Here is a 12746-nt window from a genome sequence, read left to right as displayed (position 1 = left end):
GAGCCTGACGCGCTGAGTCTGACGCGCTGAGCCTGACCTCGGTGCCGGCGTCCGGGATCGCAGACACGGCGGTCGACGGATGCCTCGGCCTGCGGCATCCGTCGTTGCTACCGTCGTGGCATGGCGACGCTCTCGCACGACCCCCTCTGGCCGCGAGCGGGCGGGTGGCCCGCGCTCGCCGAACTCGAGCCTGGGGCATCCGTGGATCTCGCGCTGCTCGGCGTGCCGGCGTGGCGCACCTCGCTGTCGCCGACGAACGCGCACGCGACGCCCGCCGCGATCCGCGAGGCGCTCCGACGGTACAGCCCGGCACTGATGCCCGACAGGTCGGGCGTCGTAGCCGAGGCTCGGGCCCCGCGTGACCTCGGCGAGCTCCGGATCGCCGATGCCGGCGACATCCACGAGCCCGACGGCCCCGACGGCGAGGCGCGCACGATCGCGGCGACCGCTGCGGCCCTCGACCGCGCCGCCACGCTCGTGGCGCTCGGCGGCGACAATTCGGTCACCGTCGCCACCGCGCTGGGCGCGTGGGGCGACGACCTCGGGCGCGCCGGCCTCGTGACGATCGACGCGCACTACGACCTGCGCGACGGGGTCTCGAACGGGTCTCCGGTGCGTCGCCTCGTGGAGGCGGGCCTCGATCCGCGGCGCATCGTGCAGGTCGGCATCGCCGACTTCGCCAACTCCGCCGCCTACGCGCAGCGCGCCGCCGACCTCGGCATCACGGTCATCCACCGCGACGAGCTGCACGGCCGCCGTCCGGCCGAGGTGATGGCCGAGGCGCTCGAGATCGCCGGCGCCGGCGGTGGCCCCGTGCACCTCGACGTCGACGTCGACGCGTGCGACCGCTCGGTCGCGCCCGCCTGCCCGGCCTCGGTGCCCGGCGGCCTCGCCGCCTGGGAGCTGCGCGCGCTGGCGCGCGCGGCCGGCGCCGACTCGCGCGTGCGCTCGGCGGACCTCGTGGAGATCGACGCGACGATGGATGCCGCAGACGGCCGCACCGTGCGCCTGGCCGCGCTCTGCGTGCTGGAGTTCGCAGCCGGCCTGGCCTCGCGGTGACCGGCCTCCCGGGATCCGCGTCGCGTCGACCGGCCTCCCGGGATCCGCTTCGCGTCGACCGGCCCGCCCGGCCTCGCGGCGCGCTGCGTGCGGTGGCAGACTCGGCGCATGAAGACCCTCCTGCTCGTGCGACACGGGAAGTCCGCCTGGGATGAACCGGGACTCGACGACCACGAGCGTCCGCTCGCCGCCCGCGGCCTGCGCGATGCCCCCGAGATGGGGCGCCGGCTCGCCGAGCGCGGTCTCCAACCCGACGTGATCCTCTCGAGCACCGCCGTGCGTGCCCGTACGACGGCCGAACTCATGGCGAACGCGCTCGGATTCCGCGCCGATCGCGTCATCACCGACGAGCGGCTCTACGCCGCATCCGCCGACGAGGTCCTCCTGGTCATCGGTGAGCTCGACGGCGACTTCTCCTGTGCGATGGTCGTCGGGCACAACCCCGAGACCGCGTCGCTCGCCCACCGGCTCTCCGACGAGATCCACGAGATGCCGACCTGCGCCGTGGCGGAGTTCACGTTCGATGTCGACGCGTGGTACGAGCTGGAGGATGCCGCACCGGTGAGCGTGCGGGTGGACACGCCGCGGTCGTAGGCCAGCGTTGTCATACCTGCATCCACTTGTCCTCCCCAGATGCCCCGGGCCCTGACTTGTCCACAGGATTTTCGCTCCTGACCAGATATTGCAACGCACCCGAACACTCATTCCGTGCAACGGTGACCGGCGAGCCATACCCGGGCTTCGGTCCCGCGGACCCGATCCACCATGGGCCGCGAAACGCCCGGCATCAGATCACGACGTGGCCGCGTGATCGGTGCGTTCCCGTACCCACCTGTTCACTCGGCGGAGGCATTCAGTCTGCGGATGCTGCGAGCATCCGCTCCACGTAGGGCGTCGCCGGCGCCGCCCGCAGCTCGTCGAGCGTGCCGCGCTGCGTCACCTCACCGGCCTCGAGCACCAGCACGGAATCGGCGAGGGCCGCGGCATCCGCCGGGCTGTGCGTGACGAGCACGGTCGCACCGCCGAACTCGCGCACGTGCGTCGCGAGCTCGGCGCGCATCTCGGCGCGCACCTCCACGTCGAGCGCCGACATCGGTTCGTCGAGGAGGAGCACCTCAGGGTCGGCCGCAAGCGCCCGCGCGAGCGCGACGCGCTGGGCCTGCCCGCCCGAGAGTTCGGCGGGGTAGCGGCCAGCGAGCGACGTGAGCCCGTACCGCTCCAGCCAGGGATCGGCCGTGGTCCTGGCGGGTGCCCGACCGCCGCGCATACGCGCCGCGAAGGCGACGTTGTCGCGCACCGTGAGGTGGGGGAACAGCACGTAATCCTGGAAGACCACGCCAATGCGCCGACGCTCGGGCGGCAGGCCGTCGATGGAGCGCGCGCCGATCCGCACGCGTCCGGCCTCGAGCGGCACGAGCCCCGCGATCGCCGCCAGCACGCTCGACTTGCCAGCGCCGTTCGGCCCGATGACGGCGAGGGGATGCCCCGGCGCCACGTCGAACGCGGCCGCGATGCGCGCCTCGCCCCGTGCGACGACCACGTCGGCGTGCAGCGCCGGGTGCGCCGAGGCCGCGTCGGCGGACGCCCGGCGCGCGGACGCCGGGTGCGGAGGGCGGGCGGCATCCGTCATGCGCGCACCCCCGGCAGCCAGCGGTCGCGCAGGCCGAGGAGCACGATCACGGAGACGGCGAGGAGGAGCAGCGCGAGGGCGATCGCCTCGTCTGGGTCGGACTGCATGGCGAGGTAGCTCGCGATGGGCAGCGTACGGGTGACGCCGGGGAGGGATCCCGCGAACGTGATCGTGGCCCCGAACTCGCCGAGCGCGCGCGTGAAGCTGAGCACCGCGCCGGCAGCGATCCCTGGCGCCACGAGCGGCAGGGTCACGAAGCGGAACACCTGCCAGCGGGAGGCGCCGAGCGTGGCGGCCGCGAGCTCGGTACGCCGGTCGGCCGAGCGCAGCGCGCCCTCCACGGCGAACACGAGGAACGGCAGCGCGACGAACACCTGCGCGAGCACCACCGCCCCAGTGGTGAACGGCACGGTGACCCCGAACCACTCCTCGAGCACCCGTCCGATCGGTCCGCGCCGCCCGAGCAGCAGGAGCAGGGCGATGCCGCCGACGACCGGTGGGAGCACGAGGGGCACCGTCACCGCCGCCCGTAGCACGCGCCGGGGGAGGGTCGGCCAGTTCGCCGCTCGGGCCAGCAACGCGGCGAGCGGCACGCCGAGCACGAGGCACGCCGCCGTGGCGACGGTCGCCGTGCTGAACGACAGCACGAGCGCCTGCAGCACGGACTCTCGCGCGAGCAGCTCGGGGAGGTCCGCCCACGGCGCTCGCACCACGAGGGCCGCGACAGGCAGCACGAGCACGGCGAGCGCGACCCCGGCCACCACGGCGACGGGCCACGCCAGCCGTCCCGGTGCGGTGCCGCTCGGGGTCCATGGCCTCGCCGTCGGCGTACGCGTCGTCGATTCGGCCACCTACGGCACTCCGAAGCCCGCGTCGGCGAGCACCGTGCGGCCGGCGTCGCCGGTGATGAATGCGACGAAGTCGGCGGCGGCGGCCGCGTCGGCCGCGTCCGTCAGCGCGGCGATCGGGTAGCGGTTCACGACGGATGCCGCGCCGGGCACCTCGATCCCCTCGACCGCGTCGACCGCGGCCTGCACGTCGGTGCGGTACACCAGCGCGGCGTCGACCTCGCCCAACGACACCTTCGTCAGCACTGCCCTCACGTCGGACTCGAGCGTGTCGGGCGCCGCCGTGACGCCCGCCTGTGCGAGCAGCTTCTCGGATGCCGCGCCGCACGGCACGGACGCGTCGCAGAGCGCGATGCGCAGGTCGGCGTCTGCGAGGTCGTCGAGGCCGGTGACTCCCGCCGGGTTGCCGGCCGGAACCACGAGCTCGAGCGTGTTCGTGGCGAACACCACCGGAGCGTCGGCGAGTCCCGCGTCGGCCACGGACTGCATGGGCGGCTCGGCCGCCGAGGCGAACACGTCGACCGGGGCGCCCTCGACGATCTGCTGCGCGAGGGTGCCGCTGCCGCCGTAGTTCAGCACGACGTCGACGTTCGGATGCTCCGCCTGGAACCGTTCGGCGAGGGTGTCGAACGCCTCCGTGAGGGAGGCGGCGGCGAAGACGGTGACCGTCGCGGGTGCGGCATCCGCGTGAGGCGTCGGTGATGTGGACGCACCGGCGCCCCCGTCCGCGGCGCACCCGGTGAGGGTCGCCGCGACGCCGATCGCGAGCGCGACGGCGACGCGGGCCCGACCCCGGCTTCGGACGATGCTGACGACGCCGGTGTCGGCATGCGGCATCCGACTCATGCCTCGACTCCGGGCGGCAGCTCGATCGACACGGTCGTGGCCTTCGCGCTCGCTGCCGCGAGCATGCCCGGCTCGAGGCCGAGCTCGTCGGCCGCTTCGCGGCTCATGAGCGAGACGATGCGGAACGGACCTGCCTGCAGGTCGACCTGCGCCATGACGCCGTCGCGCTGCACCCGCGTCACGAGTCCCACGAAACGATTGCGCGCCGAGGCCCGCGCGAGCGGGAACGCCTCGGCCAGCGCCCCGCCCGAGGCGAGCTCCTCCATGAGCGGGAGGAGCTCGGTGCCCTCGACGACCTGCATGCCGTTCGGGCCGCGGGTGACGGCGAGGCGGCCCTGGTCGGCCCATCGCCGCACCGTGTCGTCGCTCACACCGAGGAGCGCCGCCGCCTCGCTGATGCGGAAGTGCGTCATGATTCCACCCGTGCATGCATCACCATCTCGTGATTCTACCCGCGAATGCGGGTGCGATCACGAGCACTCCTCGAGCGTGCGAGGGGCCGCGGTGGCCGCCGCTTGCGACCGAACGACCGGTGTTGCATGCTGGCCGCAAAGGGGACCGGGATGGACGCCGACGAAGACCGCATCCGCAGGTTTCAGCGCACCGCGTACGGCGCGGAGGCGACCGACGCCGAACGCGCGCGGGCCGTCGCCGAGCTCGCTGAATTCGCGGTGCGCGACGCCGGCGGCGATGCGGCGCAGAGCGAGGGCCAAGATCCGGCACCCGGACGACAGGCGCCGAACACGTCCGGGCGCGGACGGCTCCTGCCCTGGACGATCTCCGCGGGCGGAGTCGGTCTCCTGCTCGGCGCTGCCCTGGGCTGGGGCGCGGGACAGCTCATCCGGGCAGACTCCGGCCTCCCCTCCTCGGCGGCGCCGTCCGAGTCGGCGGACCCCGGAACGCCGCTCGAAGACACCGCCCTGCTCTCACTGTTCGATCGGCTGCCGCCGGCCGACGAGTCGACGCGGGTCGCGAGCGTCGACGACGCGATCGATCCCGCATCGGTGCGATTGCTCGCCACCCGAGTGGACGGACCGGCCGCCTACCTGGCGCGGACGGCCGACGGCGAGAACGTGTGCCTCGTGCTCCTGCTGCCCGCCAGTCCGTCACGCAGCGAGTGCACCGTCGATGGGCGCCTCCCCGCCGACGGCCTGAGCATCCTGTACGGCGCGGAGGGGTATGGGCTCTCAGCGGCGCAACTGGACCCGACCGGAACGGTCTCGCTCGGGCTGGTCGTCGCGTTCTGACTTCGGAGCCCGGCATCCGTTGCCCACGTCCGCCCGCCTTGGGATACTGGCGAGATGGGGTGGATGCGAGGGCTGGCGGTCGGTGCAGTGGCCGTTGCAGCGACCGTCGGGGCAGTCCTCCTTCTGCGACGGGCTTCCCTGCGCTGGGGCGCGACTGATGACGAGCTCCGCATGCCACTGGCGGGCGACGACCAGCTGCCCCAGCCCGACCTCGTCGCCACCCGCGGGATCTCGATCGATGCGAGGCCCTCCGGCGTCTGGCCGTGGCTCGCGCAGCTCGGCCAGAACCGCGGCGGCTTCTACAGCTACGACTGGCTCGAGAGCCTCGCGGGCGTCGAGATCCGCAACGTCGACGCCATCGTGCCCGACCTGCAGATCCGCACCGTCGGCGACGACGTCAACCTCGCCCCCGATGTCGCGCTGTCCGTCGTCGAGCTCGAGGAGGAGCGGCACCTCGTGCTGCGCGGCGCCGTCGCTCCTGACGGCACGGATGTCGGTGCACCCTACGACTTCACCTGGGCGTTCGTCCTCCATCCGCGACCCGACGGTTCGACCCGACTCGTCGTTCGCGAGCGGTACGCGTACCTCACGGAGTGGGCCGCGGCACTGGTCGAGCCGATCGAGATGGTGAGCTTCCTGATGACCAGGCGGATGCTCCGGGGCATCCGGGACCGTGCGGAGCGTACCGCCTCGCAGGCTCCCGCTCCGTCGCAGCCCGATCGGTAACCGATCGCTCGCACCGAAGAGCGCAGCGGCCTCGCTGATGCGAACCGTGGGCATCGCCCAGACCGCACATGCGTATCCATGCCGCGATTGCACCCGCGAAAGCGGTCTTGCATTGCTTCTGATGTCCTTGTTTGACAAGTGTCAAACCCAAGGGTTACTATTTGTCTCATGTCAAACAAGGTGGCAGCCACCCGGCTCAGCCCGGAGGGGCGGCGCGAGCAGATCATCGACGTCGCGTCCCGTCATCTCTCGCAAGGAGGCTCCGACGGGCTCTCGATTCAGGCGGTCGCAGCGGAGGCGGGCGTGACTCGGGCGCTGGTGCATCACTACTTCGGCGGCAAGGAGTCACTGCTGGACGCGGTCATCAGCCGTGAGCTCATCCGGCTCCGGCAGGCGACCGAGCCCGATGCGACCCTGTGGCCGGCTGAGAACCTCGATCGCGCCCTGAACGCGTACTTCGATTTCTTCTCGGCGAGCAGCGGCGAGCTTCGCGCGTTCTACCTGTCCGCCCCGGCCACACCGAGGCAGCAGGCGGCCATTGCCGAGAACCACGCCGTCCAGGTGGAGTGGATCCTGAGCCTGCTGGACGTGCCGGACACGTCGGCAAGTCGACTCGCAGTCGCCGCCTGGTTGGCATTCGCCGTCCAGGCCGCCAAGGAATCCGTCAATCGCCCCGACGTGTCCAGGACCGAGGTCCTGCAACTCTGCAAGGCGACACTCGGCACCGTCGTCGACCTCGCTCAGGCCGGTTGACGGCCACATCCCATCTCATCTCATCACCATCACGAAGGAACATCATGAACATCGTCGTAGTCGGAGCCACCGGCAATATCGGGACCGAACTGGTGCAGCAGGCGCTGCAACAGGGTCACTCGGTCACCGCATATGTGCGCCGGCCCGAGGCCGTCACGGCTCGCGCTGGACTGACCACCGTCGGGGGCGCACTGGATGACGTCGCTGCGATGGCCAGGGCGTTCGCGGGAGCGGACGCGGTCATCTCGTGCGTGGGCGGCAAGCCCGACACGGGCTTCATGCAGCAGACGCTGCCCACGATCACCGCGGCGGTGAAGCAGGCGGGCGTCGACCGCTTCGTGCTGGTGTCCGCGTTCGGCGTGGGCGACACGAAGGACAAGGCTTCCGGATTCGCCCGGCTCATCTACGCCACCGCAGTGAAGTCGCTGTTCACGGACAAGGCCCTCGCTGAGGACGCCGTCCTGCCGCGGCTGGAGTTGAACTGGACGGTCGCCTACCCGGTGAACCTGAAGAACGGACCGAGGCTCGCATCTGCGACGGTGAAGCCGATGGCCCAGGTCGCGAGCGTCCCGGGGCTGCCGACGCTGCCATTCGCCAACGTCGCGGAGGCGCTCCTGCAGATCGCCGCGGACGAGCACCTCGCGAAGCAGCGGATGCTCATCACCACGCCGAACGGGTGGCGTCCCGCGACGGCGTCGTCAGCGCGATGAAGGTCCACCACCTCAACTGCGGGAGCATGCAGTTCCCCACATCGCCGCTGGTCTGCCATGTGCTGTTGCTGGAGACGGACAACGGCCTGGTGCTGGTCGACTCCGGGTTCGGGCTCGGCGACATCGCGCAGCCCGCGGTGCGCATCGGCGGATTCCGGCGGGTGATCAGACCCGTGCTCGACTCGGAGGAGACCGCGGTCCGTCAGATCGAACGGCTCGGATTCCACGCCACGGACGTCCGCCACATCCTCCTCACGCACCTCGACTACGACCACATCGGCGGAGTCTCCGACTTTCCGAACGCACACGTGCACGTGACGTCGGCGGAGGCGCTCGGCGCCTTCCAAGGGCTGAGCGTGTTCGAGCGCCGGAGGTACGAGAGGGCGCAATGGATGCGCGAATCGACGATCGTCGAGCACCAGCCGGGCACGGAGACCTGGCAGGGATTCTCGGGTGTCACCCCCCTCGATGCGATCGCCGACGGTGTCCTCCTCGTTCCGCTGCCCGGTCACTCGCGCGGCCACGCCGCGTACGCGATCGACGCAGGAGATCGATGGATCCTCCATGCCGGCGATGCGTTCTACCACCACACCACGCTCGACCGACGCAGCAGGCGCAGCGAGATACCGTTCATCCTTCGTGCGCAGGAGTCGTTCGTCGTCTACGACCGGGCACTCGCCCGGCGCAACCGCGAACGGCTCGCGTCCTTGCACGCGTCCGCCGGCACCGACATCGACATCGTCAACGCGCATTCACCTGTGCTCTACGAGCGATCGTCGGAACGGGCACGACAGCCCGCATGAGCATCGCCCTGTGGATCGCATCGGGAATCCTCGCGATCGTGTTCATCACTGCCGGGGTCATCAAGCTGGTCCGACCGCCACCGGGATCCTCCCCATCCTCACCCCGCTCGCCGCCCTCGGACTCGCCCTGACGATGCTCGTGGCATTCATCACCCACGTGTCACGGCACCACCTCGTGCAGGCGATCCCGCCGGTCGTCCTCCTCGCCCTGGCCCTCTTCCCTCGCTTGGGGGCGCCCCGGCTCGTAGCCGATCCTGCGAGAATCGGAGGATGGCCGCGATCGACCCCGACTCGCCCCGCTACGCCCGCCAGCGCGTGCTGCCCGGCTGGGGCGGCGATGCGCAGCGCCGCCTCGCCGGCGCGCACGTCGTCGTGCTCGGCGCCGGCGGGCTCGGCAGCGCGGTCGTGCCGGCACTCGTCGCCGCGGGCGTCGGACGCGTCACCGTCGTCGACGACGACCGCGTGGAGACCACGAACCTGCACCGGCAGACGCTGCACGCGCCCGCCGACGTCGGCCGCACCAAGGTCGAGTCCGCAGCGGATGCCGCCGCAGCCCTCTCCCCCGAGACGACGCTCGTTCCCGTGGCCGCCCGCTTCGACGCCGGCAACGCCGACGAACTGCTCGCCGACGCCGACCTCGTCGTCGACGGCACCGACGACATCCTCACCCGCTACGTTGCCGACGACGCGGCCGCGCGAGCCGGCATCCCGCTCGTATGGGGCTCCGCCGCGAAGTTCTCCGGACAGGTTGGCGTCTCGTGGGACGCGCGCGGCGTCTCGTACCGCGACCTGTTCCCCGAACCCCCGGCCGACGCTGGCCTCAGCTGCGAGGTCGACGGCATCCTGCCCACGGTGTGCACCGTGACCGGCGGCATGATGGCGGGTGAGGCGCTGAAGCTGCTCACCGGCGTGGGCGAACCGCTGCTCGGTCGGGTGGTGGTCTACGACGCACTGTCGGGCCGCAGCCGAGAGATCGTCTACCGACGGGCAGATCTGCGGGTTGAGGAGCGCCCGGCGGAGCCGGACGCGTCTCGAAGCCCAGCTGTGGAGGAAGCGGGTTTCGAGACGCCCGCTGCGCGGGCTCCTCAACCCACAGGTGAGGTCGTGCCCGAGGCGCTCGCCGCCGAGCTCGACGGCGACGCACCGCCCATGCTCCTCGACGTGCGCGAACCCTGGGAGGCCGCCATCTCCGCCATCGCCGGCTCCACCCTGATCCCGCTCGGCGAGCTGGGCGACCGCGTGGGCGAGCTCGACCCCGCGGCATCCGTTGTCGTGTACTGCCACCTCGGCGTGCGCTCGGAGTACGCGGCCCGCCTGCTCGCAGGCGCCGGATTCCGAAGCGTGCGCAACCTCGCGGGTGGCATCGACGCCTGGTCGCGCACGGTCGACTCGAGTGTGGTGCGCTACTGATGGCGGGTCGCGTCCCGGTCGACGAGCACGCCGCGTTCGTGCGCTCGATGCTCGCAGGCCTCGGTGCCCGCCCCACCGAGCGTGTCGCGCTCGCCGACGCGCTCGGCCGCATCACGGCCTCGCCGGTGGAGTCGCCCATCGCCCTGCCGCCGTTCCGCAACTCGCAGATGGACGGGTTCGCCGTGCGCGCCGTCGACGTGGCGGATGCCCCGGTGTCGCTGCCGATCGTCGGCGAGGTCGCCGCCGCGGCCGGTCGGCCGGCGCCGCTCGAACCCGGCACCGCGGTGCGCATCATGACCGGCGCGCAGGTCCCCGAGGGCGCAGACGCGGTCGTGCCGGTCGAGGACACCGTGCCCGACGGCGCGGCCGGCGGCACGCATGCGCGCGTGCTCCGGTCCCGTCGCAAGGGCGAGTACGTCCGCGAGGCCGGTTCCGACCTCGCGGCGGGCGCCGACGTGCTGCCGCCCGGGCTGAAGCTCGCGTCGCGCCACCTCGCGGCCGCCGCGGCATCCGGACTCACCGAACTGCATGTGCGCGAGCGAGTGCGGGTGGCGGTCGTGAGCACCGGCAGCGAGCTCGTGCCGCCGGGTTCCGAGCTCGGCCCGGGCGAGATCCCCGACGCGAACGGGGTCGCGCTCGCCGCGGCCGTGCGGGCCGCGGGCGCCGTCGTGGTGCACGAGGCCCGCGTGCGCGACGAGGTCGGCCGGCTCCGCGACGAGCTCGACGCGGCCCACGTCGCGGGCGCCGAGCTCGTCGTCACGAGCGGCGGCGTCTCGATGGGCGCCTACGAGGTGGTGCGCGAGACGCTCGAGCTGCTCGGCGGCTGGGTCGGCAGCGTGGCGATGCAACCGGGCGGCCCACAGGCGATCGGGGCGTACCGCGGCATGCCCGTGATCGGCTTCCCCGGCAACCCTGTGAGCGCGCAGCTGTCGTTCGAGCTGTTCGTCGCGCCGACCCTGCGGAAGATCGCGGGGCTGCCGCCCGCCCGCACCGAACGCCTCGAGCTCGCCGATTCGCTCGCCTCCGTGCCCGGCAAGCGACAATTCCTGCGGGGTCGCCGCTCCGACGACGGCCGAGTCGAGGTCGTCGGCGGACCGGGATCCCACCTGGTGGCGACGCTCGCGGCATCCGAGCTGCTCATCGTCGTGCCCGAGGACGTCACGCACCTCGACGCCGGCGCCCTGGTCGATACCGTGTTCCTATGACCTCGCTCACCCACCTCGACGACGACGGCCGCGCACGCATGGTCGACGTCGGCGCCAAGCCGGTCACTCGCCGGGTCGCGATCGCCGAGGGTCGACTCGACACGACGGCCGAGGTCGTCGCGCTCGTGCGAAGCGACGGGCTCAAGAAGGCCGACGTGCTTCCCACTGCGCGCATCGCCGGCATCTCGGGCGCCAAGCGCACGAGCGAGCTCATCCCGCTCGCGCACATCGTGCCGCTCGACGCGGTGTCGATCGACTTCGGCTTCGAGGAGGCCGCGGTCACGATCCGCGCCACGGTCTCGACCACGGCCCGCACGGGCATCGAGATGGAGGCGCTCACCGCCGTCGCCATCGCCGGCCTCACGCTGCACGACATGGTGAAGGCCGTCGACCCGGCTGCGCAGCTCGGCGGCATCCGACTCGTCGAGAAGCGCGGCGGCAAGCGCGGCGTCTGGCGAGCGGATGCCGCATCCGGGACGGTCCCGGCCGACGCCGCTCACCACCCGCGCGCGGCCACCGTGCTCGTCGCCTCGACCCGTGCAGCCGAGGGTGTCGCCGAGGACCTGACGGGACCGGTCATCGCTGCGTGGCTCCGCGAGCGCGGATTCGACACGGGGGATCCCGTGGTCGTTGCCGATGCCGACGTCGGCGATGCCGTGCGCCGCGCCGTCGCGGGCTCGCCCGCGGTGCTCATCACCACAGGTGGCACCGGGGTGAACCCCGGGGACCGCACGCCCGAGGCCACCCTCGCCGTGCTCGACCAGGAGCTCCCCGGCGTCGCCGAGGCCATTCGTGCCGCCGGTCGAGCTGCGACGCCGACCGCCGCCCTCAGTCGCGCCCTCGCGGGCATCGCCGGGCGCACGATCGTCGTGAACCTGCCCGGCTCACGTGGTGGCGTCGCCGACGGCCTCGGCGTGCTCGACGAGCTGCTCCCGCACCTGCTCGACCAGGTCGCCGGAGGCGACCATGCCAGGCGCGACGCGTCGGCCGCGGGAGACCCGCCCGACGACGACCCGGACGGCCCCGATGCCTGAGCCCGAGGTCTTCGCGCTCGTCACGACCGCGCCGCTCGACCGCGCCGCGATCGAGGCGTTCGTGCAGACGCCGCACGACGGCGCGCTCGTGACGTTCGAGGGCGTCATCCGCGACCACGACCACGGAGCATCCGTCACCTCCCTCGACTACGAGGCGCACCCCGAGGCCGAGCGGTTCCTGCGCGAGACCTGCGCTAAGGTCGCCCGGGAGACGGGCCTCCGCGTCGCCGCCGCGCACCGCATCGGCACGCTCGCCATCGGGGACGTCGCGCTCGTGGCATCCGTCGCCGCACCGCATCGCGCCGAGGCGTTCACCGCCTGCGCGCTGCTCGTCGATCGCATCAAGGAGCGCATCCCGATCTGGAAGCGACAGCACCTCGAGGGCGGCACCACGGAGTGGGTCAACCTCTGACTGCGCCGCGCACCCGGCGCCGGCCGCCGTGCGGGTCGAGCCGCCGTGCCCATTATGCGGGTG

At 72.4% G+C, this 12746-nt stretch carries 15 protein-coding genes and 1 pseudogene; 12 read left to right on the top strand and 4 right to left on the bottom strand.

Annotated elements, in window-relative coordinates; genetic code table 11:
• The first annotated feature begins 120 nt into the window (after positions 1-120).
• On the top strand, positions 121-1059 hold the full coding sequence (locus ASG80_RS16355) for an arginase family protein (RefSeq protein WP_082590522.1): 939 nt from the start codon (positions 121-123) through the stop codon (positions 1057-1059).
• 108 nt (positions 1060-1167) lie between these two features.
• Positions 1168-1653, top strand: a complete 486-nt coding sequence (locus ASG80_RS16350; protein WP_056732582.1) for a histidine phosphatase family protein — start codon at positions 1168-1170, stop codon at positions 1651-1653.
• 259 nt (positions 1654-1912) lie between these two features.
• On the opposite strand, the gene ASG80_RS16345 is transcribed toward ASG80_RS16350, so the two are convergent.
• From ASG80_RS16345 to ASG80_RS16330, 4 genes are read right to left on the bottom strand one after another with little or no spacing between them, the layout of a single operon-like run.
• The gene (locus tag ASG80_RS16345) at positions 1913-2689 is read right to left on the bottom strand and encodes an ABC transporter ATP-binding protein (protein WP_056732580.1); all 777 of its coding nucleotides are present in this window, start codon (positions 2687-2689) and stop codon (positions 1913-1915) included.
• Positions 2686-3540 carry an ABC transporter permease gene (locus tag ASG80_RS16340; protein ID WP_082590521.1) on the bottom strand — a complete coding sequence of 285 codons (855 nt, stop codon included), beginning with the start codon at positions 3538-3540 and terminating at the stop codon, positions 2686-2688. Before ASG80_RS16340 ends, ASG80_RS16345 begins: the two co-directional genes overlap by 4 nt.
• A complete protein-coding gene (modA, locus tag ASG80_RS16335; RefSeq protein WP_082590520.1) occupies positions 3541-4374 on the bottom strand; it encodes a molybdate ABC transporter substrate-binding protein in 834 nt (277 codons plus the stop codon). It abuts the gene before it with no gap.
• 5 nt (positions 4375-4379) lie between these two features.
• Positions 4380-4796, bottom strand: coding sequence for a molybdopterin-binding protein (locus ASG80_RS16330; protein WP_056732578.1), 417 nt, complete (start codon positions 4794-4796; stop codon positions 4380-4382).
• 150 nt (positions 4797-4946) lie between these two features.
• Here ASG80_RS16330 and ASG80_RS16325 point away from each other — a divergent pair, with 150 nt between their 5' ends.
• The 10 genes and pseudogenes from ASG80_RS16325 (at position 4947) to ASG80_RS16285 (ending at position 12683) form a co-directional block, all read left to right on the top strand.
• Complete coding sequence (locus ASG80_RS16325) at positions 4947-5630, top strand: hypothetical protein (RefSeq protein WP_056732576.1); 684 nt, start codon at positions 4947-4949, stop codon at positions 5628-5630.
• Positions 5631-5801: 171 nt separating this feature from the next.
• The gene (locus tag ASG80_RS16320; protein WP_235508357.1) at positions 5802-6356 is read left to right on the top strand and encodes an SRPBCC family protein; all 555 of its coding nucleotides are present in this window, start codon (positions 5802-5804) and stop codon (positions 6354-6356) included.
• Positions 6357-6524: 168 nt separating this feature from the next.
• The gene (locus ASG80_RS16315) at positions 6525-7109 is read left to right on the top strand and encodes a TetR/AcrR family transcriptional regulator (RefSeq protein WP_056732574.1); all 585 of its coding nucleotides are present in this window, start codon (positions 6525-6527) and stop codon (positions 7107-7109) included.
• A gap of 44 nt (positions 7110-7153) precedes the next feature.
• Positions 7154-7819 (top strand): NAD(P)-dependent oxidoreductase, encoded by a 666-nt coding sequence (locus ASG80_RS16310; protein ID WP_056732572.1) that lies wholly within the window; start codon positions 7154-7156, stop codon positions 7817-7819.
• A gap of 26 nt (positions 7820-7845) precedes the next feature.
• A complete protein-coding gene (locus ASG80_RS16305) occupies positions 7846-8622 on the top strand; it encodes an MBL fold metallo-hydrolase (protein ID WP_200952597.1) in 777 nt (258 codons plus the stop codon).
• Positions 8623-8632: 10 nt separating this feature from the next.
• Positions 8633-8827 (top strand): annotated as a pseudogene (locus tag ASG80_RS24900) (DoxX family protein); the annotation flags it as partial.
• Positions 8828-8892: 65 nt separating this feature from the next.
• Positions 8893-10032 (top strand): ThiF family adenylyltransferase, encoded by a 1140-nt coding sequence (locus ASG80_RS16300; protein ID WP_056732569.1) that lies wholly within the window; start codon positions 8893-8895, stop codon positions 10030-10032.
• Positions 10032-11237 (top strand): gephyrin-like molybdotransferase Glp, encoded by a 1206-nt coding sequence (gene glp, locus ASG80_RS16295; protein ID WP_056732567.1) that lies wholly within the window; start codon positions 10032-10034, stop codon positions 11235-11237. Before ASG80_RS16300 ends, glp begins: the two co-directional genes overlap by 1 nt.
• Positions 11234-12271: a bifunctional molybdenum cofactor biosynthesis protein MoaC/MoaB gene (moaCB, locus tag ASG80_RS16290; protein WP_082590519.1), complete on the top strand. Its 1038-nt coding sequence runs from the start codon at positions 11234-11236 to the stop codon at positions 12269-12271. Before glp ends, moaCB begins: the two co-directional genes overlap by 4 nt.
• Positions 12264-12683: a molybdenum cofactor biosynthesis protein MoaE gene (locus tag ASG80_RS16285; protein ID WP_056732566.1), complete on the top strand. Its 420-nt coding sequence runs from the start codon at positions 12264-12266 to the stop codon at positions 12681-12683. Before moaCB ends, ASG80_RS16285 begins: the two co-directional genes overlap by 8 nt.
• Positions 12684-12746 lie beyond the last annotated feature (63 nt).

The organism is Agromyces sp. Soil535, from assembly GCF_001428255.1.
Classification (GTDB): Bacteria; Actinomycetota; Actinomycetes; order Actinomycetales; family Microbacteriaceae; genus Agromyces.
This window is presented reverse-complemented; position numbering and strand designations above follow the sequence as displayed.